This window comes from Streptomyces sp. NBC_01384, from assembly GCF_045040035.1.
Taxonomy (GTDB): domain Bacteria; phylum Actinomycetota; class Actinomycetes; order Streptomycetales; family Streptomycetaceae; genus Streptomyces.
Genome location: NZ_CP109559.1, coordinates 2887397 through 2909187 on the forward strand (window position 1 = coordinate 2887397; position 21791 = coordinate 2909187).

22 protein-coding genes, 1 tRNA gene and 1 pseudogene are annotated in these 21791 nt (G+C 71.4%); 15 read left to right on the plus strand and 9 right to left on the minus strand.

Going from position 1 to position 21791, the window contains the following annotated elements; genetic code table 11:
- Positions 1 to 45: 45 nt before the first annotated feature.
- The 4 genes and pseudogenes from OG747_RS13090 to OG747_RS13105 form a co-directional block, all read left to right on the plus strand.
- Positions 46 to 327, plus strand: a pseudogene (locus OG747_RS13090) (HNH endonuclease family protein); the annotation flags it as partial.
- Positions 328 to 396: 69 nt separating this feature from the next.
- On the plus strand, positions 397 to 2049 hold the full coding sequence (locus OG747_RS13095) for an alkaline phosphatase D family protein (RefSeq protein ID WP_405879495.1): 1653 nt from the start codon (positions 397 to 399) through the stop codon (positions 2047 to 2049).
- A gap of 282 nt (positions 2050 to 2331) precedes the next feature.
- Positions 2332 to 4290 (plus strand): FAD/NAD(P)-binding protein, encoded by a 1959-nt coding sequence (locus OG747_RS13100; protein WP_405879496.1) that lies wholly within the window; start codon positions 2332 to 2334, stop codon positions 4288 to 4290.
- A 229-nt stretch (positions 4291 to 4519) separates the two neighbouring features.
- Positions 4520 to 5188 (plus strand): DedA family protein, encoded by a 669-nt coding sequence (locus tag OG747_RS13105; protein ID WP_405879497.1) that lies wholly within the window; start codon positions 4520 to 4522, stop codon positions 5186 to 5188.
- A gap of 31 nt (positions 5189 to 5219) precedes the next feature.
- Here the strand turns inward: OG747_RS13105 and OG747_RS13110 are convergent, their stop codons facing one another.
- On the minus strand, positions 5220 to 5453 hold the full coding sequence (locus OG747_RS13110) for a DUF2277 domain-containing protein (protein ID WP_405879498.1): 234 nt from the start codon (positions 5451 to 5453) through the stop codon (positions 5220 to 5222).
- A 72-nt stretch (positions 5454 to 5525) separates the two neighbouring features.
- Here OG747_RS13110 and OG747_RS13115 point away from each other — a divergent pair, with 72 nt between their 5' ends.
- Both OG747_RS13115 and OG747_RS13120 read left to right on the plus strand, forming a co-directional pair.
- A complete protein-coding gene (locus OG747_RS13115; protein ID WP_405879499.1) occupies positions 5526 to 6302 on the plus strand; it encodes an MBL fold metallo-hydrolase in 777 nt (258 codons plus the stop codon).
- A gap of 93 nt (positions 6303 to 6395) precedes the next feature.
- Complete coding sequence (locus OG747_RS13120) at positions 6396 to 7313, plus strand: ketopantoate reductase family protein (protein WP_405885525.1); 918 nt, start codon at positions 6396 to 6398, stop codon at positions 7311 to 7313.
- Between the two features lie 103 nt (positions 7314 to 7416).
- Here the strand turns inward: OG747_RS13120 and OG747_RS13125 are convergent, their stop codons facing one another.
- From OG747_RS13125 to OG747_RS13135, 3 genes are read right to left on the minus strand one after another with little or no spacing between them, the layout of a single operon-like run.
- The gene (locus OG747_RS13125; protein WP_405879500.1) at positions 7417 to 8007 is read right to left on the minus strand and encodes a hydrolase; all 591 of its coding nucleotides are present in this window, start codon (positions 8005 to 8007) and stop codon (positions 7417 to 7419) included.
- Positions 8008 to 8009: 2 nt separating this feature from the next.
- On the minus strand, positions 8010 to 9416 hold the full coding sequence (locus OG747_RS13130; RefSeq protein ID WP_405879501.1) for an MFS transporter: 1407 nt from the start codon (positions 9414 to 9416) through the stop codon (positions 8010 to 8012).
- On the minus strand, positions 9413 to 9892 hold the full coding sequence (locus OG747_RS13135; protein WP_405879503.1) for a MarR family winged helix-turn-helix transcriptional regulator: 480 nt from the start codon (positions 9890 to 9892) through the stop codon (positions 9413 to 9415). The genes OG747_RS13130 and OG747_RS13135 overlap by 4 nt, the downstream gene beginning before the upstream one ends.
- A gap of 187 nt (positions 9893 to 10079) precedes the next feature.
- Here OG747_RS13135 and OG747_RS13140 point away from each other — a divergent pair, with 187 nt between their 5' ends.
- From OG747_RS13140 to OG747_RS13150, 3 genes are all read left to right on the plus strand, one after another.
- Positions 10080 to 10412 (plus strand): hypothetical protein, encoded by a 333-nt coding sequence (locus tag OG747_RS13140; protein ID WP_405879504.1) that lies wholly within the window; start codon positions 10080 to 10082, stop codon positions 10410 to 10412.
- Between the two features lie 330 nt (positions 10413 to 10742).
- The gene (locus OG747_RS13145; RefSeq protein WP_405879505.1) at positions 10743 to 11240 is read left to right on the plus strand and encodes a hypothetical protein; all 498 of its coding nucleotides are present in this window, start codon (positions 10743 to 10745) and stop codon (positions 11238 to 11240) included.
- 58 nt (positions 11241 to 11298) lie between these two features.
- Positions 11299 to 11718 (plus strand): hypothetical protein, encoded by a 420-nt coding sequence (locus tag OG747_RS13150; protein ID WP_405879506.1) that lies wholly within the window; start codon positions 11299 to 11301, stop codon positions 11716 to 11718.
- Between the two features lie 184 nt (positions 11719 to 11902).
- On the opposite strand, the gene OG747_RS13155 is transcribed toward OG747_RS13150, so the two are convergent.
- Together OG747_RS13155 and OG747_RS13160 are read right to left on the minus strand one after the other, a co-directional pair.
- A complete protein-coding gene (locus tag OG747_RS13155; protein ID WP_405879507.1) occupies positions 11903 to 12430 on the minus strand; it encodes a GNAT family N-acetyltransferase in 528 nt (175 codons plus the stop codon).
- A 622-nt stretch (positions 12431 to 13052) separates the two neighbouring features.
- Positions 13053 to 13442 carry a hypothetical protein gene (locus OG747_RS13160; protein ID WP_405886092.1) on the minus strand — a complete coding sequence of 130 codons (390 nt, stop codon included), beginning with the start codon at positions 13440 to 13442 and terminating at the stop codon, positions 13053 to 13055.
- Here OG747_RS13160 and OG747_RS13165 point away from each other — a divergent pair.
- The 3 genes from OG747_RS13165 (at position 13366) to OG747_RS13175 (ending at position 15337) form a co-directional block, all read left to right on the plus strand.
- Positions 13366 to 13830 carry a DUF4232 domain-containing protein gene (locus OG747_RS13165; RefSeq protein ID WP_405885526.1) on the plus strand — a complete coding sequence of 155 codons (465 nt, stop codon included), beginning with the start codon at positions 13366 to 13368 and terminating at the stop codon, positions 13828 to 13830. The two genes, OG747_RS13160 and OG747_RS13165, sit on opposite strands and share 77 nt — an antisense overlap.
- A gap of 323 nt (positions 13831 to 14153) precedes the next feature.
- A complete protein-coding gene (locus OG747_RS13170; RefSeq protein ID WP_405879508.1) occupies positions 14154 to 14777 on the plus strand; it encodes a DUF6230 family protein in 624 nt (207 codons plus the stop codon).
- On the plus strand, positions 14768 to 15337 hold the full coding sequence (locus tag OG747_RS13175; RefSeq protein WP_405879509.1) for a DUF6114 domain-containing protein: 570 nt from the start codon (positions 14768 to 14770) through the stop codon (positions 15335 to 15337). The genes OG747_RS13170 and OG747_RS13175 overlap by 10 nt, the downstream gene beginning before the upstream one ends.
- A gap of 130 nt (positions 15338 to 15467) precedes the next feature.
- On the opposite strand, the gene OG747_RS13180 is transcribed toward OG747_RS13175, so the two are convergent.
- Positions 15468 to 15542: transfer RNA gene (locus tag OG747_RS13180), tRNA-Val, on the minus strand.
- A 250-nt stretch (positions 15543 to 15792) separates the two neighbouring features.
- On the opposite strand from OG747_RS13180, the gene OG747_RS13185 reads away from it, so the two are divergent.
- From OG747_RS13185 to OG747_RS13195, 3 genes are all read left to right on the plus strand, one after another.
- Positions 15793 to 17247: a hypothetical protein gene (locus OG747_RS13185; RefSeq protein WP_405879510.1), complete on the plus strand. Its 1455-nt coding sequence runs from the start codon at positions 15793 to 15795 to the stop codon at positions 17245 to 17247.
- A 93-nt stretch (positions 17248 to 17340) separates the two neighbouring features.
- Complete coding sequence (locus OG747_RS13190) at positions 17341 to 17961, plus strand: DUF4383 domain-containing protein (RefSeq protein ID WP_405879511.1); 621 nt, start codon at positions 17341 to 17343, stop codon at positions 17959 to 17961.
- A gap of 160 nt (positions 17962 to 18121) precedes the next feature.
- Positions 18122 to 18346 (plus strand): zinc ribbon domain-containing protein, encoded by a 225-nt coding sequence (locus tag OG747_RS13195; protein ID WP_405879512.1) that lies wholly within the window; start codon positions 18122 to 18124, stop codon positions 18344 to 18346.
- Between the two features lie 139 nt (positions 18347 to 18485).
- Here OG747_RS13195 and OG747_RS13200 read toward each other — a convergent pair whose 3' ends face one another.
- On the minus strand, positions 18486 to 19313 hold the full coding sequence (locus OG747_RS13200) for an HAD family hydrolase (protein WP_405879513.1): 828 nt from the start codon (positions 19311 to 19313) through the stop codon (positions 18486 to 18488).
- On the minus strand, positions 19313 to 21757 hold the full coding sequence (locus OG747_RS13205) for a phosphoribosyltransferase (protein WP_405879514.1): 2445 nt from the start codon (positions 21755 to 21757) through the stop codon (positions 19313 to 19315). Before OG747_RS13205 ends, OG747_RS13200 begins: the two co-directional genes overlap by 1 nt.
- Positions 21758 to 21791: the final 34 nt, after the last annotated feature.

The window sequence follows — 21791 nt, forward strand, 5'->3', positions numbered from 1 at the left end:
CTCATGTCAGCGCCGTCAGCGGCACCAAAAACAAGGTACGGATAACACCTCGTCCCGCTGGCCGAGGCCTGGGACTCCGGCGCCCGGAACTGGACCACCGCCCAGCGCCAGGCCTTCGCCAACGACGTGACCCGCCCGCAGCTCCTCGCCGTCACGGACAACGTGAACCAGCAGAAGAGCGACCAGGACCCGGCCGAGTGGATGCCGCCGCTCACCTCCTACCGGTGCACGTACGTCCGCGCCTGGGTCCAGGTGAAGTACTACTACAACCTCTCGGTCGACTCCGCCGAGCGCACCGCGCTGACGAACTACCTGGCCGGCTGCTGATCCGCAGGAACCTCCCCGCTCTCCTCCGTCGTTCCGTACCGTACGGGGCGACGGAGGAGGGTGATCGCCATGGCGGAGCTGCGCCTGGGACCGCTGCTGAGGTACGTCGACGGCTCGTCCGCGACCTTCTGGGTCGAGGCGAGCCGTCCCTGCACGGCCGAGGTGCGCTGCGCGGGCGGCGCCCACGGCTCGGCCCGCACCTTCCAAGTCGCCGGACACCACTACGCGTTGGTGCCGGTGAGCGGTCTGACGCCGGGCACGGCCTCGTCGTACGAGGTGTTCCTGGACGGCGTCGGCGTCTGGCCGCTGCCCGACTCCCCGTTCCCGCCCTCGGTCGTGCGCACCCCGGACGGGCAGGGCGCCGTCCGCGTCACCTTCGGCTCCTGCCGCTGGGCCGCGCCTCCCGCGGACGAGAAGGACCCGGCCGGGCCGGACGCCCTGGACACCCTGGCCGCCCGGACAGCGGCCGCCCCCGAGAGCGAACGCCCGGATGTCCTGCTCCTGTTGGGCGACCAGGTCTACGCGGACGAGGTCTCGAAAGCCACGCGCACCTGGCTCGCCGCCCGCCGCAACCTCGCGGACCCCCCGGGCGACCAGGTCGCGGACTACGAGGAGTACACCCGCCTCTACTGCGAATCCTGGCTCGACCCGGAAGTCCGCTGGCTGCTGTCCACCGTCCCCAGCTGCATGATCTTCGACGACCACGACGTCATCGACGACTGGAACACCAGCGCAGCCTGGCTCGCCGACATGCGGGCCACGGTGTGGTGGCGCGAGCGGCTGCTGAGCGGCCTGATGTCGTACTGGGTCCACCAGCACCTCGGCAACCTCTCACCGCGCGAACTCGCCGACGACCTCCTCTACGCCGCCGTCCGCGAAACCCCCGACGGCACCGACGTCTTGCGCGCCTTCGCCGCCCAGTCCGACGCCGACCCGGCCTCCGTCCGCTGGAGCTACCGCCGCGACTTCGGCCGCGTACGGCTGCTGATGGTGGACACCCGGGCGGCCCGCGTGCTGGCCGAGGACGACCGGGCAATGCTGGACCCGGGCGAGGCGCGGTGGCTGCGCGATCAGGCGCTGGACACGCCGGGCTCCTGCGACCATCTCCTGATCGGCACCTCACTGCCCTGGCTGCTCCCCCACCTCGTGCACGACGCCGAGGCCTGGAACGCGGCGCTGTGCCGGGGTGAACGGGGCGCGCGCTGGGCCCGGTTCGGGGAGAAACTGCGCCGCCGGGCCGACCTGGAGCACTGGTCGGCCTTCCCCGCCTCCTTCACGGCTCTGGCGGAGCTGATCGCCGAGGCCGGTTCGGGACCGGGCGCGCCGGCGACCGTGCTCGTGCTGTCCGGGGATGTGCATCACGCCTATGTCGCCGAGCCGGAGTGGCCTTCCGGCTCCCCTTCCGGCTCCCCCGAGGCCCGCGTCCTGCAGCTGACCTGCTCCCCCGTCCACAACTCCATCCCGCTGTCCATCCGGCTCGGCTTCCGTTTCGGGTGGAGCGGGGTGGGCCGGGCGATCGGACGCCGCTTCGCCCGGCACGGCAAGTTCGCCCGCCCACCTGTCGACTGGCGCAGAACGGGCGGGCCTTGGTTCGGCAACCAGCTCATGACCCTGACCCTGCACGGGCGTTCGGCCCGGCTGCGGCTGGAACAGGCGCGGCAGGAGAAGGGCGGGGGCGCCGCCCGGCTGCGGACGGTCATGGAGTCCGAGCTCGGTTCATGAGCGTCCGCGGCCGTCCCCAAGTACCCCTTGTATACGGTGGATAGGGTTGTCACGCGCGTCGCCCGCGGTGCTCGCGGGCTGCGTGTGGAGCAGGTGTGAAAGCCGTGTGAGAGCCTCGCGAGAGCAGCGTGAGATACGCCCGAGATACGCGTGACGCATCCCACAACGGGCGGCGATCCGGCCGTCCGGGGCTCGGCTCCCGTTCCCTCCGACGGCATGATGAGGCGGACCGTCCGCTTCCCGGGGGCCCTCCGTGGGCCGCCCAGCAGGCGGTTCGCCGTCATGCGCCCCCCACGCCCGGGAGTCACACCTTTGTCTGCAGTGAGCGCCGCGCCGTCCGGGACCCTCCATGCCGTCGATGTATCCCTCGCCGTCGTCGGCGCGGGACCGCGGGGCACCAGCGTTCTTGAACGCCTGTGCGCCTCCGCGCCGGAACTGCTCCCGCCCGGGGCGCGGCTGACGGTTCACGTGGTCGACCCGTCGCCGCCCGGCCCCGGCCGCGTGTGGCGCACCGCGCAGTCGCCGCACCTGCTGATGAACACCGTGGCCTCGCAGGTGACCCTCTTCACCGACGACAGCGTGGACTGCTCGGGCCCCATCCGCCCCGGGCCGAGCCTGCACGCGTGGGCGGGCGGCGAGCTGGGCCCGGACGACTATCCGACCCGTGCCCACTACGGCCGCTACCTGGAGTGGGTGTTCGCCGAGGTGGTGCGCGGGGCGTCGCCCGGGGTCCGCGTCGAGGTGCACACGGCGCGCGCGATACGGCTCGACGACGCCCCCGACGGCCGCCAGACCCTCACCCTCGACGACGGGCGCACCCTGCCGGAACTGTCCGCGGTCGTTCTCGCACAGGGCCATCTGCCGGTGGCCGCGGACCGCGCGCAACGCGACCTCACGGCGTACGCCGAACGGCACGGCCTGCGCCACATCCCGCCCGCCAACCCGGCCGACGTCGACCTCTCCGTCCCGGCCCCCGGCGAACCGGTCCTGCTGCGCGGCCTCGGCCTCAACTTCTTCGACCACATGGCCCTGCTGACGACCGGCCGCGGCGGCCGTTTCACCCGCACCGCCGAGGGCCTGCGCTACCTGCCCTCCGGCCGCGAGCCCCGCCTGTACGCCGGCTCCCGCCGCGGCGTCCCGTACCAGGCCCGCGGCGACAACGCGAAGGGTCCGTACGGCCGCCACACCCCCCTCGTCCTCACCGACGAGGTCATCGCGGGTTTCCGCAAACGCGCCGACTCCGGGGAGGCGCCGGACTTCCTGGGCGAGATATGGCCCCTGATCGCGAAGGAGGTGGAGACGGTCTATTACGAGGGTGTGCGCGCCGGGCTGCTGGAGCGCCCGAACCTCCCGGAGTTCAGGGATCGTTTCCTCGCTGCCCCGCACCGCAGCGCCCAAGAGGCGGAGATACTCGACGCGTTCGGAATCCCGCAGGCCGACCGCTGGTGCTGGGACCGCGTTTCACGCCCGTACGCCGGGCGCACCTTCTCCACGCCCGGCGCCTGGCGCGGCTGGCTGCTGGCGCATCTGCGCGAGGACGCCGAGCAGGCCGCGCTCGGTAACGTCGAGGGCCCCCTGAAGGCCGCCCTGGACGTGCTGCGCGACCTGCGCAACGAAGTGCGGCGGATCGTCGACCACGGCGGTCTGCCGGGCGGCTCACGCCGGGAGCACCTGGACCGCTGGTACACGCCGCTCAACGCCTTCCTCTCCATCGGGCCGCCCCGCCGCCGCGTCGAGGAGATGACCGCGCTGATCGAGGCGGGCGTCCTGGACGTGCTGGGCCCCCGGCTGGAGGTGCGGGCCGAGGACGGGGCATGGGTGGCGCACTCCCCCGACGTGCCGGGCTCGACCGTACGCGCGACGACGCTGATAGAGGCGCGGCTGCCGGAAACGGACCTCAGGCGGACGTCCGACGAGCTCCTCGCCCGGCTGCTGAAGACGGGCCACTGCCGCCCGCACACGAGCGACGGTTACGAAACCGGAGGGCTGGACGTAACACCGCGCCCGTACCGTCTGATGGACCGTCAAGGTCGGCCACACGTACGGCGGTTCGCCTTCGGAGTCCCCACGGAGGGCGTGCACTGGGTGACCGCGGCCGGGGCCCGACCGGGCGTGGATTCGGTCACGCTTTCGGACGCCGACGCGGTGGCGCGAGCCGCGCTACGTGCGACAACGGCCGAAACGGAAGGGCGAACGGAACCCGCCTCATGGCCAAATGTTGAACTTGCAAGTATTGATTAGCCTGTCCTTCGCCTGGCGTACGGCCGCGGCGAACGAGAACAGACGAGGACAAGCGGGCCTCGGAGCCCTTCACGGCCTGACCCGCCCCCCCATCGCGGCGCCCCATGAACCCCCAGTGACCCTCCTGTCACACCCGCCGCGTACGCTGTATGGCTGTCACAGGCCGCCTGCCGCTCCCCCGCAAGTAGCGGCGAGGTCGTGCCCACGGGGGAGTACAGGGGAGTTTTCGGTGTTGGAGAGTGTGGGGTCGCTGACGGGCGGCCCATGGATCTACGCGGCGGTGTCCGTCTCGGTCCTGCTGGACGTCTTCCTGCCGGTGCTGCCGAGCGGCGTCCTGGTCATCACGGCGGCCACGGCCGCGGCGGCCGGTTCCGCGGGGGCCGTCGCGCACGCCGTGCCCGACATCATGGCGCTCATCCTCTCCGCGGCCGCCGCCTCGGTCCTGGGCGACCTGGTGGCGTACCGGCTGGCCTGGCGCGGCGGTGAACGTCTGGACCGCGCCATAGCCCGCTCGCGCCGGCTGTCCAGCGCGCAGGAACGTCTCGGCGCGGTCCTCGCGCGCGGCGGCGGTGCCGGCGGCGCCCTGGTCGTCCTCGCCCGCTTCGCGCCCGCCGGACGCTCGGTCGTCTCGCTCGGCGCCGGTGCCGCCCACCGCCGGGTCCGCGAGTTCCTGCCGTGGTCCATCGTGGCGGGCCTGGCCTGGGCCGCGTACAGCGTCGCCCTCGGCTACTTCGGCGGCCAGTGGCTGGGCACGACCTGGCTCGCCACCGGGGTCTCGTTCCTGGCGCTGTTCGGCGCGGGCGCGGGGGCGGCGTACATGATGCGACGGCCGGTTCCAGTTACGGTTCCAGCTGCGGTTGCGGTTCCGGTTGCGCAGGAATCGGGCACGGGCGTCTGACCCACGCGGGCTGATCGACGGTTTTCCGGGGTTATCCGGCGCGCTGGGGCTGAGTGGCCCCGCGTACCTCCAGGCCGCCCAGCAACTCGGCCGTGGCCGCCGCGATCGCCTCGACCGCGTGGTCGAACACCTCGCGGTTGTGGGCGGCCGGGGCGCGGAAGCCGGAGACCTTGCGGACGTACTGGAGGGCGGCGGCGCGGATCTCGTCCTCGGTGGCCTCTTCGGGGAGCGCGGGCGGGCGAAGTGTCTTGATGCTGCGGCACATGGGTCCAGTCTCGCGCGTACGTCGAGGTGGTGGACAGGGAATAGCCCTGATCCCACCCCTCTTGTGCAGAGCATGACCCCTGTGGAGATCACGTACGTCGGCGGCCCCACGGCCGTCGTCGAGCTCGGCGGCGTCCGGTTGCTCACCGACCCGACCTTCGACGCTCCCGGCGAGTACCCGATCGGCACCCGGAAGCTGGTGAAGACCGCCGGACCGGCGCTCACGGCGGCGGAGCTCGGCGCGGTCGACGCCGTACTGCTCTCGCACGACCAGCACCCGGACAACCTCGACGCGGCCGGACGGACCTACCTCGCCGGTGCGCCCCTGACGCTGTCCACGGCATCGGCGTACGACCGTATCGGCGCGCCGGTTCGGGCCCTGCCCGCCTGGGAGCACGTCGACCTGCCGCGCCCGGACGGCGGCGGCGCGCTCCACGTGAGCGCCGTGCCCGCGCTGCACGGGCCCGAGGGCTCGGAGCCGATCGTGGGCGAGGTGACCGGTTTCGTGCTGTCCGGCGAGGGGCTGCCCAAGGTGTACGTCAGCGGGGACAACGCCTCACTGGACGTGGTCCGTGAGATCGCCGAGCGGGAGGGGCCCTTCGACGTGGCCGTACTGTTCGCGGGCGCGGCCCGTACCCCGCTCGTGCCGGACGCCCCGCTGACCCTGACCAGCGAGGCCGCCGCGCGGGCCGCCGAGATCCTCGGCGCCCGGCACGTCGTACCGCTGCACTTCGAGCACTGGGGCCACTTCACGCAGGACGGCGCCACGCTGACGAAGGCCTTCGCGGAGGCCGGACTCACGGACCGGCTGCACCTGTTGGAGCCCGGGGCGTCGGTACGGCTCTCGTAGCGGGGATGATCTACGTCGAGGCGGCCACCTTCCGGGGCCGACCGACGAGAGGATCGAACAGTCATGACCAATGACCACACGACCAATGAGCCCATGACCAATGACCAGTTGAAGGAACGGTCGACCGTGGCGGTACTGGGCCCGGGCGGCGTCGGCGGACTGCTGGCGGCACTGGTGGCCCGGGCCGGACACCGCGTGATATGCCTGGCCGGGGACGAGACGGCGCGGGCGCTGCGCACGGACGGCATGCGCGTCCACAGCGGCCGGTTCGGGGACTTCACGGCGGCCGTGGAGGCGGACACGGAGCTGCGCGAACCGGTCGACGCCTGTCTGATCGCGGTGAAGCACACGGCGCTCGACGCGGCCCTGGAGCGGGTACGGCCGGAAGCGCTCGGCGAGGGCCTGCTGGTCCCCTTCCTGAACGGCGTCGAACACCCGGCGGCCCTGCGCGCCCACTACGGCACGGCCCGCGTGGCCCCCGCCGTCATCCGCGTCGAGTCGACCCGGACCGCCCCCGGGGTGATCGAACACGGCAGCCCCTTCGCCGAGATCGACCTGACCGGCGAGAGCGTGTCGCGCGGGCGGCTGGACGCGCTCGCCGGGGTGCTGACGGCGGCCGGCCCTGCCGTCCGCGTCCTGGACGACGAGGCAGCGACGCTGTGGGCGAAGATGTCGTTCCTCGCTCCGTTCGCGTTGCTGACGACCCGTTACGGGGTGCCCCTGGGTGAGGTCCGCACGGGCCACCGCGAGGAGTTGACGGCCCTGGTGGCGGAGACGGCCGCCGTCAGCCGGGCGTGCGGCGCCCCGGCGGACCCGGCGCGGGCCCTCGCCCGATACGACGCCTTCCCGCCCGACACCAAGTCCTCCATGCAGCGCGACGCCGAGGCGGGTCTGCCGCTCGAACTCGACGCGATCGGCGGCGCGTTGCTGCGCGCCGCGGACCGGCACGGGGTGGCCGTGCCGGTGGCGCGCGGGCTGGTGCGGGAGTTGGCGGTCAAGCACCGCCACTGACCCGGGCACCGCCACCGCCCGGGTACCGCCACCGCCCCGAGGCACGGCTACTGACCCGGGCGTGGCCAGTGCCCCGGGGCGTGGCTACTGACCAGGGCATGGCTCAGCCGTGGGTCTTGGCCAGCAGTTCCAGGATCTCCCCCGTCGTACCGGTCTCGCCGAGGCGGGGGAAGATCCGCTCGACGCTGTTGCGGTGGGTCTCGTCGTCGATGTCGGACATGGCGTCGGTGGCCAGGGTGACGTGGTAGCCGTGTTCGTGGGCGGCGCGGGCGCTGGACTCGACGCCGATGCTGGTGGCGACGCCGGCCAGCACGATCTGGGTGATCCCGCGGCGGCGCAGGTGCAGATCGAGGTCGGTGCCGTAGAACGCGCCCCAGTTCCGCTTGGTGACGACGATGTCCTCCGGGTGACCGGTGAGCGCGTCGACGAGAATGTCCCAGCCCTCCGGCCAGACGCGGGGGGCACGAGCGGGGCCGTCGATACGGCCCCGCACGCCGTCCGCGCCGTCGGCGGCGGCGGTGACCCGGACGAGGACGACCGGGAGGCCCTGGCCGCGGAAGGCGTCGGCGAGTTGCCCCGCCCGCTCCACGACCTCGGCGCCGGGGTAGGGGGCGAGTCCCGGGTTCCCGACGATGCCGTTCTGCAGGTCGATGAGGACGAGCGCGGTGTTCGGGTCGAGCGTGGTGACAGCCATGGTCAGGCCTTTCGGGGGGTTGGGGGCGCGGGGGCGCGCAGGGATCGGTCGAGCAGGGTCACCGCCAGGAGCAGCACGGCTCCGGCGAGCATGAAGAGGCCCAGGTCGTGCAGGCCCCCGGTGTCGGCGCCATGGGCGAAGAAGGCCGCGTCGGCGGCGGAGGCGACCATCGCGCCGAGGTACATGAAGGTGCGCAGCAGTCCGGCCGCGGAGCCCATGCGGGCGGGGTCGGCCTGCCGGTAGAGGGCGTTCTGGTTGGCGAGGCCGTTGAGGCCCTGCGGGACGCCCATGACGATCCCGACGGCACCGAGCAGCCAGATCGCGCTGCCGGAGTGCACACCCAACAGCGCCGCACACCCGGCGATCTGGGCCAGACCGCCCACGACGAGCTTGCCCCGGATCGCCTCGTGGCGCCCGGTGAGGGCGGAGACGGCCAGCCCGCTGAGCGACAGCGGCAGCAGTACGAGCCCGGCGGCCGCCGCGGACAGCTCCCGTCCCTCCTCCAGCCACTGAGTGAAGCCGTACAGGAACGCGTACGCCGTGGTGTAGCTGAGGAGTTGGCGCAGGAACGTGGCCAGCATGGGTACGTTGCCGCCGAGCACCCGCAGATCGATGAACGGCTCAGCGACCCGCACTTCCCGCAGGGCGAAGCCGGTCGCGACGACGGCGGCGAGTACGGGCAGGTACCAGTGGTCGGCCCGCGGCTTCATCAGGAAGAGCATGAGGGCGACGAGCAGGCCGGTGAACAGCGCCATGCCGAGGAGATCGACGCTCCGCTCCTCCCTCGGCGTGCCCGGACCCTTCGGCAGTCGTAGCGCGCCGAGGACCAGACAGGCCAGCGACAGCGGCACGTTGACGAGGAAGATGGTGCGCCAGCCGCCCACGCCGATCAGCAGTCCGCCCAGGGTGGGGCCGACGACGGCGACGGTCTGGGCGGAGACGGCCAGCGCGGTCAGCACTCCGGCCGGGCTGTCCCGCCCGGTGCGCTCGGCTTCGCTGCGGGTGAGGCTCATCGAGGCCGGGTACGCGGCCGAGGTGCCGAATCCGAGCAGCACCCGGGCGGCGACCAGCGCGCCGAGGTTCGGAGCGAGGGCGCCGAGCAGTCCGGCGATCCCCACGAGCGCCGTCCCGATGAGGTAGAGCCGACGGGGTCCGTACGTGTCCACGAGCCGCCCGATGACGGGCTGGCCCACGGCGGTGGCCAGGTAGAGCCCGGTGACCAGCCAGGCCGTCTCCGAGGGCGGCGCCCCGAGCGCGGCCCCGATCGGCACCAACGCCACCGCGATCATGGAGGAGTTGACCGGGTTCAGTACGGAACCCAGGACCATGGGGGCGATCAGCCGCCGGTCGAAGGAATCGGTGGGACGGGGGCGCGACGGCCGGTCGGAGCGGGCGAGTTTGGATATCACGGCCGGGTGAGCCGTTCCAGTACGGCCATCGCCTCGATGACGGTCTGCCGCTCGGCCTCGGTGCAACGGTCCTGGAAAGCCCGGGCCAGCCACTCCACACGCGCCTGCCGAGTGCCCTCGACGCGCTCGCGCCCGGCGTCGGTGAGCGTGACGAGCTGACGTCGGCCGTCCCCGGGGTCGGGGTTGCGCTCGATCAGCCCGTACTGGTCGAGCGCGGCGAGGGTGGCCGCCATCGACTGCGGGCGAACCCCCTCGGAGGCCGCCAGCCCGCTGGCCGTGGCGGCCCCGCTCTTGCTCACCAGCGTGAGCGCGGACACCTGGGAGGGCGTGAGGTCCTGCGCCTCGCCCTCCGTCTCGGCGACCTCCCTGATCCGCCGCCGCAGCCGGCTGAACGCGACCCGCAGATCCCGCGCGGCGCGGGCGGCGGATCCGGAGATGCCTTCGGTGACGCCGGTGCCGTCGCTGTTGTCGTCCATGCCTTCACGCTAGAACCTTCAGTTCAGACTGTCCAGTCAAAACTGCACAGTATGAACTGAATAATATTGGGAGCCGACAGAGCCCGTAAAGGTGGCATCTGACCTGCTGCGTGCTCAGTCACACCCGTTCGCGTGAAGTCCCCAAAGGAACTCGCACCCTAAATTCGAACAGGCGTACCATTGCCGCGTGGCTGCGACCTATGACTTCCCGAGTGACCTCCTGGCCGGCCAGGAGGAGCTGCACCAGGTCCGGGCGGAGCTCCTGGCCCTGCTCAAGCGGCTCCCCTGGTCGGTGGAGCCCCTGGACGGTTTCAGCGACGACAAGGGCTGGCGCAAGGTGGAGCGCCCCGCCTCCCCCGGCTGGACGCCCGACGAACAGGCCGAGGTCGAGAAGCTCCGCCAACGCGAGCGCGAACTCGCCGTCTTCGTCACCTGCCACCGCTTCTGGTCGGATGTCGCGCCGCCGGACACGGTCGAGGCCCGCGCAAGGCTGAAGCACGCCCACGAAGACCCGCCATAGAACATCCGTCGCAGAACACTCGTCATACGCGTCATAAAGCCGAGTCGTTTCGGGTGCGCAGGGGCCGGCCGCGCGGCGACAATGAGTCACCGGCGTTCACGCGGATGTACTCATGCCCATGCTGCTCATCGAGGGTGACTACCGGATCCTGAACGGGCAACCGGACGGCGACACCATCCGCTTCGACCCCACGACGCGGCCTTCTGGTACGAGATTCCGGGCTCGCACAAGATCGACAAGCAGCACCGGAACAGCCGCGGCGGCGCCAACCTGCGGCTGGACGCGATCGACGCGCTGGAGACCCACTACCTGGGCGCGGGCCCGCACGAGGTGCACCAGCCACTGGACCTCGGGGCCCACGCCGCCAGGGACGAGCTGCTGAGCCGGCTCGGTTTCACCACCGTCCAGCACTCCGGCGAGAAGGTCACCGCCAGCACTCCGGAGAGCGTGCCGGGTTTCATCCTGGCCGGCGCGATCGACGTACACAGCCGCTGCGTGGCACTGGCCGGCCGAGGCGCACCACCGGCAGGCACGAAGAGCGGCGACTGGATCACCGTAGACGTACCGCTGCTCCAAACCACCGCCAACCACCACCTGCTCTCGTTCGGCCTGGTCTTCCCGACCTTCTACTCGGACCTCTTCCCCGACCTGCGCACCGAGTTGACCACCGTGGCGCAGCAGGCCAGGGCGGCCGGCCTCGGCGTGTGGGCCAAGGACAGGACGACCACCAGGGCGACGATCACCGGCCTGCACCACGTCATCGAAGTCACCGGCAAAACCGTTCGCATGACCCGCCCGATCGAAGACCTCGTCTTCGCCGAGGAATGACCGGGTCCCGGCGGAAAAGCGCACGCGCCGCACCAAGCCCACCGCTTACGGTGCCGCGGTGAAGAACGACCGACGTCTCCGACGCCTCGTCGCAGGCGACACCACCTGGTACTGGGCCCTCCGGCAGCAGGTGAAGCCCGACTACGCCCTCTGCCGCCTCACTCTCTCCCTCTGTCCCGAGGGCACGCGGCGCCGACTGGCCCTGGTCTTCCGCCCGAGCCGACTCCGGATCGTCTCGAACTCGTACGTCGACTCCGGGGCCTTGGTGCGTCTCCCGGACCGCAGCTACCTCAACCTCTATGAGCCCGGAACGGTCCGCCGCCTCCTCGACGCCGCCGAACCCGTCCTGGCCCTCCGCGCGTCCGAGCAGGAGATCGAAGTGGACGGCTGGCCGCATTTCGACGCGGTCACGGACTCGAACACCGACACGGACTCGGACACGGACACGGACGCACATGCCAAAGGCCCCCGACCGTGATCGGACGCTGTGGGCGAATCCGGTGCGGCCGGGTAGTCGGCCGCGGGAATGTGACACTCGCCGCGCAAGTGTCACATTCTCCGGGTCATACACCGTGGCCCTGGGGTCACCGGCCAGACCGCCCACCACGCCGACCAGGATTCGCCCACAGCGTCCGTGATCGGCCGGGGGCCCAGGGGCCGTGTCAGGGCTTCAGAAGTCCGCCTACCCACCAGTCGTGCGGTTCGCCGTTGACCATGGTGCGGTTGCGCAGGGTTCCCTCGACGGTGAAGCCGAGCTTCTCGGCGAGTGCACCGGAGGCTACGTTCCCGGCCATCGCCCACCACTCGATCCGGTGTGCCTCGAGTGTGGTGAAGCCCCAGTCGCACAGCGCCCGGGCGGCTTCCGCGGAGTACCCCCGGCTGCGCTGCTCCTTGGCTGCCCAGTAGCCGAGTTCGTAGACGCCCCGGGAGAGCTCGGTCAAACAGAATGAACCGACCAGGGCGCCATTGTCCGAACGGAAGGCACCGAGAATGTGGTCGTGGTCCGTGGCCCAGCCCCGGGGCGCGGTCTCCGCGACGTACTTCTCGGCGTCCTCGCGCCGGAACGGCGTGGGCGCGGGCGTGTAGTACTGGATGTCCGCATCCTGGCAGGCCGCGTACACCGCGTCCGCGTCAGAGAGGGCGAACGGCCTGAGCAGGAGTCGCGCGGTCTCCAGAGTCACGGGATCCATAGCGGCAGTATGGCCAACGTCGGCAAGGGGGACCAACGAATTTGCCGGGCCCGGCAAAGCTCCCGATCCGGACGTACACCCCTGGCACCCCGGCACTCTGGCAGGCCGCACATGGCTCCTGGGGAGTTCGGTTCGTCCTGCTCGGCGTGCTGCACCGCGGAGGGCCACTGCCCGTCGGCGAATTGCCGCCCCCCGTAGTAGGGATTCACCTCTGCCAGGGTCCGCGCCTCCCACCGGGTCGGATCGCCTTCCTGTGGGACGGCGACCTCCACTGCCGGCCCCCGAAGCGCGAGCCGCTCCTGACGGACACCGCAGGGAGGAAGGATCAGAATCCTGCCTCGCTCCACATCCCGGCAGACGCAGACGCAGACGGAGGCGACGACGGCGCGGTCCTGCGTATAGGCCTGGATGAACGCCCCGGTCTTCTGACACAGCGCAACTGAACCGTGCAGGTTGTCCAGGCCGGCACTGGCGAGACTCCCACCATCGGCCAGCCGTACAGCCGCCGCACCACCCGGCTCACCCGAGGGCCACCGCCGATCCGTCAGACAACCTGCATGGCCGACGTATGAAACATTCGGTGAACAAGATACTCATCGGCCTGGCGTCGAATGGCCCGTCGTTAGTTTCCCCAGATGGGCAACGTGTGGGGGCGGGCGCTGGTGGCCGGGATGCTGCTGGGCCTCGTGGTGGGGTGTTCGGCGGATCCGGCGTACGAGCAAGGAGCGCCGGAGACGGGAGTGAGTGGTGCGGCCACCTCGCCCTCGAACAGCGCGGAGCCCGCGCCGACGCCGACTGCGTCCCCGGCGATTCGGGAGGCGGCGGTAAGCGCTGCGGCCACCTCGCCCTCGAACAGGGCGAAGCCCGCACCGAAACTGTCGACCCCGACGCGACCGCGGACGACCGCTGTACGAGGGTGCCGCTCAGCGGACCTGGTGGTCTCGGCGGGGCGGTCCGACCGGCCGGACGGCGGCAGGGTCGGCGATTTCGCCACGCAGATCGTGCTGCGCAACAGCTCACGTAGCACCTGCTCGCTTCGCGGCTGGGCCGGGCTGACCGTTTACGGCGACGACGCGATTCTGGCCTGCGGCGCCGGAGACTCTGCCCCGCACTGCGGCAAGCCCGTGAACACGACAGACCCCAGGCCCGTGACAGTCACCCGCACCACCGGACCGGCACCCACACTGGTCCTGCTCACGCCAGGAGGGAAGACCTCCTACGGCCTGCTGTGGACCCTGGAGCTCGGACCCAACTGCTACGCGCCCACACACTGGGAACCCCCTTACGGCGCCCGAATCTGGATCCCGGGGGACTCCCACCCGCTCACGCTCGCTCCTCTCCCGGACCTACAGGCCTGCGAGGGGCGCTTCCAGATCATCCCGATCGGTACGCCCGCCTAATGCCGCAGCCGGCGCACCACCTGGCCGAGTACGCGGCGGCCGGCAGAACCGGGCTCGTCTTCGTCGGCGCCCGCCGTGGAGTCCTCCGCCGCAGAAACCCGAGGTGCGTCCACCCGGCGATTGTCGGCAGATCGCAGACATCGACCGCGTCACCGCACCGCGTGTCATCCGGATGCCGCAACGGAAACCACATCACCCGTCTGGCCGACCTGGCGTGCCGTCGGCTGCCGCACCGGGAAGCCTAGGATCCGCCACTAGAGAGAGGGGCGTCGCCCACCCCTGCCCGGCATCGGCGGGCCCACTTCATGACCGGAGGAGACGGGATGCTGCACCGCGCCGGCAGGACCTCCTGGAAGCGCTTCGCCGCCGTTCTCGTCCCGAGTGTCGCAGCCGCCGCGGCCCTCGGTATCGGCATGGCGCAAGGAGTACTGGCCGCGTCGTTCTTCATCTCCGGCCAGAAGTTCCAGGTGGCCCTGGACACTCTGGACGTCCGTGGTCTGAGCCAATACAGCATGGTGGACGTGACCAGGAAGGGCGACCTCGTGCCGGTCGTGGTCACCGGGGCCAGCCATGCGGAGATCAGCGGGCTGTGCCAGTCCGTGGTGGTCTCGATCCCGGTCCTGGGCCCGTACACGCTGAAGGTCACCGGCGGCGAACGGCGCCGGGTCGAGGCGAAGAACTTGTTCCTCGACGCGACATCGTTGTCAAGCACACAGGCGAATTTCGACGACCTCGACATCGGTGTGGCGGCGGGATCGGTCAGCAAGGGTCCGATCAGTCCGGGGGACAGGAAATCCCGGTTCTTCGATCCCAACGGCTTTGCTCAGCAGGCGGATTCGGTCTCCCTGAGCGACGTGCACTTCACCACGGTCGCGGTCTCGGCCGCCACGTTCAACGTTCCGGACCTCGATGTGCGGCTCAAGCAGGGCCACCACGAATGCTTCTGACCCATCGGCACGGAGCACGCGCCTTCCGCGCCCGCTCGCCGCGCACTCCCGCCCGCCACACATCAGGGAAAGCCCACGTGTTCTTCGAACTGTTCGGCAGACACCGGAACTTGCGCGTCGCTGCCACCGACGCCAGACGGAGATTCAGGACCTGGCGGGATGAACGCCCCTTCTGGGCAGGACTGTTCACCTTCGCGGCGGGCTTGCCCATCCTTTACTTCCCGTACGTGCACTTGAAGTTCGGCGCCATCCCACTGGCACTGTCGACCTCGGCCGGCGCGGGGTCGCTGATCATCGGGGTTCTGCTCGTGGTCCTGGCCATCTCCCTCCTGTTCCACCAGCAGGCGCGCGTGTTCGCGGGGATCACGGTCATTCTGCTCGCCCTCATCTCGTTTCCCGTCGCCAATTTCGGGGGCCTCTTCATCGGGTTGGTTTCCGGCCTGATCGGCGGATCCCTCGCCTGTGCCTGGGTTCCTCCGACGGACGCCACCGAGTCGCAGCCCGCAGCGAACCGTGCATCAACGACCGTCCCCACGGGTGAGGACCACGGTGGCAAGTAACGACCTGACCGGTTGCGCGGCAAGCGGGTCGGCATGTGAGTGGAACGGCGCCACCCTGCGGCCGAGAAAGATCAAGGCCCAGGTCCCGGGTTCACCCCGGCCGACCTGGGCCTTTCTCGCGTCCTGAGACTGGTGGGCGCGGACGGTTTCGAACCGCCGACATCCGCCTTGTAAGGGCGGCGCTCTACCGCTGAGCTACGCGCCCAGGACGAGTCGACAGCCTACATTGCCCGGGGGGATGCCCCGCAAACCCGTATCCGGCGAACGGGGCGGGGGTCAACTCCACCTCCGGTCCGGGAGTCGCCCGGATCCCCCGTCGAACCCCACATGGTGTCCGCCCGCGCAAACGACGGAAGCATCACAGTACGAAGCGCGAACTGACCGACCCGTGTGTTCGTCCTTAACCGGTGGGAGAATGACACCGGGCAAGACGGATGACAGCACGGGAGAGGGATGTGACGGCGACACCTTCAGAGCCGCACACACCAGATGTGTCATTTGTGCCCTGGGCGCAGCGACAGCGACTGCAACAGCCAGTACGACAACAACTGCGGCAACAGCGACTTCGGCAGTCGGCACCTCGTCGGCCCCGCCCGTACCGGGACGTCCTGGTCCTCCTCGCCCTCCCCCTCGTCGCCGCCCTCGCGCTGCCCGCCGCCTTCGCGGGCGGCGGCACCCGGCGGTGGTTCGGCGGGCGGGCCGAGAGTCAGCGGGCCGAGGCGCAGGCCGCGAAGGACGCCGCCGCGGCCGCCTTCTACGAGCTGGACACCGCCCAGCGCGATCTGCGGATCTCGATCGAGACCATCACCGCCGTCGACGACTCCCCCGCCGCCCGCCGCGCCGTCTCCGACTTCGAGGCGCTGGGGCGGCGCATCGACGAGGCCAGTCAGAAGTACATCGAGGCCGTCGACGCCCACGATCTCGACCGGGACGAGCTGGAGGCGTCGGTCGCCGCGCGCGCCCGCGCCGAGCTCACCGCCGCCAAGGACGAGCTGGGGCGGGTCAAACAGGATCTGGACCGGTTCACGCAGGGTCTCTCGCCGCTGCTCAGCAAGGCCGAGACGCAGCTGGCCCGGCTCGCCCCCGCCGTCGAGCGCGCCCGGCAGGCCCTGCTCGCCGCCTCGAACGCCCTTGATGGCGTACGAGAGACAGGGCTCAGGGCCGATGATCTCGCCGCCCGGCTGGCCGCGCTCGGGCCCGAGCTGACCAAGCTCAACCAAGGGGCCGGACAGCATGGCGTACCGGAGACGCTGGAGCGCGCCGAGCGGGTCTCGCGGGAGGCCGGCGCGGTGCGCGCGGAGGCCGAGCGGCTGCCCGAGCGGGCTGCCGAGATCGACCACCGGCTGGTGTCGCTGCGTACCCGCGCCGAGGCGCTGACCACCCGCGCCGGGCAGGTGGAGCCGGTGCTCAGCGAGCTGCGGCGCCGGTTCGCGGCCGCGTGCTGGCAGGACCTGCAGCACGTACCGGAGCAGGCCGCGGAGAACGTACGGCAGGCCGAGCTGAAGCTGAAGGAAGCGCAGGCCGCGCGCGACGCGCAGCGCTGGCCGGACGCCACCTCGCTGCTGTCCACCGTGCGGGCGCTGCTGAACAGGACCGACGAGGCCGTGTCGGCGGCCGGCGACCGGCTGCGGCGGCTGAACGCCGTGGCCAAGGATCCACAGCAGGAGATCGACCGCACCCGGTTCGCCATCCGTGACGCCCAGCGCCTGGCCATGGCGGGCCGCAACACCCCCGACCCGCGGCACGCCCGCCCGCTGGACGACTCCGTCGCCCGTCTGGAGCGTGCCGTCGCCTCGCTGGAGGGGCGCCACCCCGACTACTGGCACTTCCTGACCGAGACGGAGGCGGTACGGGCGACGGCGGCCCGGGTGGTCTCGCAGATCCGCGAGGAGCGCGGCGGCCCCGCCTGACCGGGTCCGCCCCTTCCGTATTGGCGATCCTGAGCTCCCTGGCGGATGCTGGGAGGTACGTACGGCCTCCGCTAGCTGCAGAGGGAGGCGGATATGGCCACGCACGTACTTCACCCGGGGTCCAGAAGGCGCATCAACCTCGATGAGCATCTGCCCGTCGATCACCGGCTGAGCAAGTTCTACCGGATCGGCGCGGGCCTGATGGGCCTCGCACTGCTCGCCTTCGGCATCCTGGGTCTGACCAACAAGGTCGGCTTCTTCACCACCCACGGAGACACGGTCGTAGGACTGAACACCAACGGCTCGCTCAGCGTGCTGTCGATCTGCGTCGGGCTGCTGCTGTTCGTGGGCATGGTGATCGGCGGGAACTTCGCCTCGACCCTCAACATGGTCTTCGGCGTCCTGTTCATCGTCAGCGGCTTCCTGAACCTGTCGCTGCTGGACACCGGCTACAACTTCCTCGCCTTCCACATCCAGAACGTGCTGTTCAGCTTTGTGGTGGGCGTCCTGCTGATGTTCTTCGGGATGTACGGGAGGGTCGGCTCGGCCCTGCCGCACGACAACCCGTACTACAGAGCCCGTCATCCTGAGCAGGTGGAACGGGAGGAGCGGATCCGGGCGCTGCAGGAGTCGGCCACGGCAGCGGCCCTGCAGCAGAGTCACAAGGCCGCGCCGACACCCAAGGCCATGGACCCCGGGGCGAAGGACCCCTAAGCAGTGATCAGGTGCGGTACGCGTAGTACGCCGAGTCGTGTAGATCTGGTAGCCGCCGAGGTCGAACCGCTGGTCCGAGATGCGCCCGGCCTTCTTGGCGTGCTGGGTCGCGAGGCACGGAACACTTCGGTCGTCGGCACCCGCCCGCTAACCTGTGCGTATGCCTCGCTACGAGTACCGCTGCCGGACCTGCGGCGACACATTCGAACTGAGCCGCCCGATGGCGGAATCCGCCGCCCCCGCGGCCTGCCCCGCCGGGCACGACGACACGGTGAAACTCCTGTCGACGGTCGCCGTCGCCACCGGCGGCTCGGCGTCCGCGCCCGCGCCGCGCCCGGCCGGAGGGGGCGGAGGCGGGTGTTGCGGCGGGGGCTGCTGCGGCTGATCGGCCAGGATTTTTCAGCAGGTCTTCAGCTTCCCGTCGCCCACGCCCCACACAGACCGGACAAATCCGCCACTCAGACGGGACAAGTCCCCCGTACAGGCCGCGCAGGGGCCCCGCCCGGACCGAGCACGGCCCTCGCTCAGGCCGGGTCCGGGCGGCCGCAGGCGCGTACGAACTCCCGCAGGATCCGCTCCCCCGCCGCCACCCCCCGCTCCGGGAGGGCGGTGATCGCGGGTGCCGTCCAGTCGGTTTCGGCCAGTTCCCCGTGGCCGGGGCGCCAGCCGCGGTCGGCGGCCAGCAGCAGGTCGGCGTCGAGGAGGGAGTCCCCGGCCGCCAGGGTCAGGAGCGCGCCGGTGCGGCGGGCCACCTCACGCATGGCCGCGCTCTTGGTCAGCGGCTTCGGCACGGCGTAGATCTTGCGCCCCTGCAGCGACACCGTCCAGCCGCGGTTCTCCGCCCAGACGGCGAGTTCCTTCACCCACTCCTCGGGCAGCAGCTCGCGCTCCACCACCAGATACGCGAAGAGGTCCTCGGCGACCCGGTGCTTGCGGACCCAGGCCGGGTCTGCGGTGGCCGCCAGGTGGTCCCGCACCTCGGCCAGCGGCGCGCACTCGGTGGCGAGCCGCGCCGTCACGGCCGCGTGCCAGTCGGGGTCGGAGACGCCGTCCACGAGCAGGTGCCCGCCGTTGGCACAGATCGCGTACGTGGGGGCGGGGCCCGGCAGGTTGATGCGCTGGTACTGCTTACGGGTGCGGGTCGTGGTGGGCACGAAATGCGCGCTGTCGCCGAGTTCGGTGAGCAGCGCGGCGGCCGTCTCGGTCATGTACGACAGCGGCTTGGCCTCGTGCACCTCGACGCAGAGCAGCCGGGGCGCCCGCGCGTCCGGCATGGTCAGCGCGAGGGCGGCGGAGGAGTAGATCAGCGTACGGTCGAGATCGCTGGCGACGAGCACCTTGGGCGTGGACATCAGACGGTCACCGCCTTGCCGTCGGCACCGGTCGCGCCGCGCGTGTACTTCGGGTGGATCAACCCCACGCAGGTGTAGGGGAGTTCGTCGACCTCCTCGACGGGCACCCCGCGCTGCTCGGCCAGCAGGCGTACGTGGTCGAGGTCGGCGCCCGCTCCGGCGCGCGCGAGGATCTTCCAGGGGACGCGGCGCAGCAGGACGCGGGTGGTCTCGCCGACGCCCGGCTTGACGAGGTTCACGTCGTGGATCTCGTACTCCTCGCTGATCCGCTCGACGGCCGCCCAGCCCTCCCAGGTGGGGGTGCGGTCGGCGGCGAGCAGCTCCTTGGCCTCGGCGCACGCCGCGTCGGCAACGTCGGGGAAGTGGGCGGCGACGGCGTCCAGGAAGTCGACGGAGACGTCGGAGCCGGCGAGCTCGCGGTAGAACTTCGCGCCGTGGAAGTCGTACTCGCCGACCAGGTCCGAGCGCAGCACCGTACGCGAGATCAGGCCGGAGACCGTCGAATTGAGGCAGGCGGAGGGGATGAGGAAGTCCTCGCGGGTGCCGTACGTCCGTACGCACGAGCCCGGGTCGGCGAGGACCGCGATCTCCGGGTCGAAGCCGGTGATGCCCTCGGCGGACTCGAACTCCCGGATGGCCTCGGTGAGTTCGCGGGTGATGGCGCCCTTGCCGGTCCAGCCGTCGACGAACACGACGTCGGCGGGGTCGTGGTGGGCGGCCAGCCAGCGCAGCGCGTTGTCGTCGATGCCGCGGCCGCGGACGATGGAGACGGCGTAGTGCGGCAGGTCGAGGCCGTGCCGGTGCTGGGCCCAGCGGCGCATCAGGACGCCGACGGGGGTGCCGGCGCGGGCCAGCGAGACGAGTACGGGGCGCGGGGAGCGTGTGGCGAGCACCAGCTCGGTGACGGCGCCGACGGCCTGGGCGATCCGGGCGGCCGAGGTGCCCAGGGCCGTCTGGAACAGCTCCTGGTACTGGGGGCTCGGCTGGTACTCGACCGGCAGCGACTCCGCGTAGTGGGCGCCGCCGCTCTGGATCGCCTCCTCGCGCTCCTCGGTCGGCGCCTCCAGCGTCACGTCCGACAGGTCCTGCAGCAGCCAGCCGACCTCGTCGGGCGCGTACGAGGAGAAGGCGGGGCCGCGGAGGGGCTCGGGGAGCATGGAGGGCCTTTCGGTGGACGGCCGTGCGGGGACGTACGACGGGACGACGGCGAGCAGGACGCTCGGGGTGTGCTCCGCGAGCCGGGCCAGCAGACCGTCGGGGGCATGCAGTTCGGGCGTGTCGGCGGCGGAGTCGACCACGGCCACGACGGCGTCGAACCCGGCGCCCGCGACGTTGTAGGCGTACCGTTCGCCCGGGCCGTCGGCAGGGTCGTCATGGGCCGGGAAGACGAGGCGCGTCCGGATGGCGTAACCGGGGTCGTCGAGGGCGAGCACCGGGGACCGGGTGGTCGTGGAGTACCGCACCTCGGCGGACACCACCTGCTCCAGCTCCCTGGCCAGCCGCAATGGCGCGTACATCAACTCCTCGAAGCCGAGCACGAGCACCCGTCGCGCCCCGCCCGGCAACGCGTCGGCGATCCGCGCGGCCATGGCGGGCAGCGCCGCGTGCAGCCGTATTCGATGCTCGGGCGCGAACCCGTGCCGCCCCCCGTCGGGAACGCCCCGGGGCCAGCCGAGCTCGACGCGGGTGGTGCCGGGGCGTCCCCGACGGGGGTGAGCGGGCTCGGTGGCGGCGTGGGTCTCGTACTCCGCGACCAGCGCCTGGCCCTTCTCCAGTACGCCCTCCGGGAATTTCACGGTGCCGGTTGCCGCGGCGACCAGGTCCACCCGCGCGCCGATCTCCGTCGCGAACGCCTCCAGGCGGCCCAGGTCCGCGGCCGAGCGCATGTCGACCAGCGCCACGACGACATACCGCTCGCGGGGATGGCGGGCGTGGAGGTCGCGGATGGTGTTGAGGACCGTGTTGCCGGTGGAGAACTCGTCGTCGACGAGGACCAGGGGGCCCGAACCCGCGAGCAGGTCGGGGTTCTCCGGGAGGAGGAGGTGGGACGTGGCGTGGGAGTGGGACTCCTCGAAGCCGCCCGCCGGGTCGACGCCCGGGACGGGGCGGCGGGTCGAGTGGAGGTAGGGCGCGAGGCCGACGCCGTCGGCGACGGAGTGGCCGAGCCCGGTGGCCGTCTCCGCGTAGCCGAGGACGACGGCGGCGCGGGCGTCCTCGGTACCGAGCAGCTCCCGTACCCGGCGGCCGAGCGCGAACCCGTATCCGTAGACCACGGACGGCGACTGCGGGACGTGCTTGCCGAGCACGTTCGAGACGAGCAGATGCGCCCGCCGGGGGTTGCGCCGCAGCGCGAGCCCCAGCAGGTCGCTCAGCTTCTCGTCACCGACGAGTTCGACGCCCAGCCGCTCGGCGACCCAGGTCCCCGTCCACACCACGTTCTTCATCGATTCCTTGTTGGTCGATCGGTAGGTCGGTTGG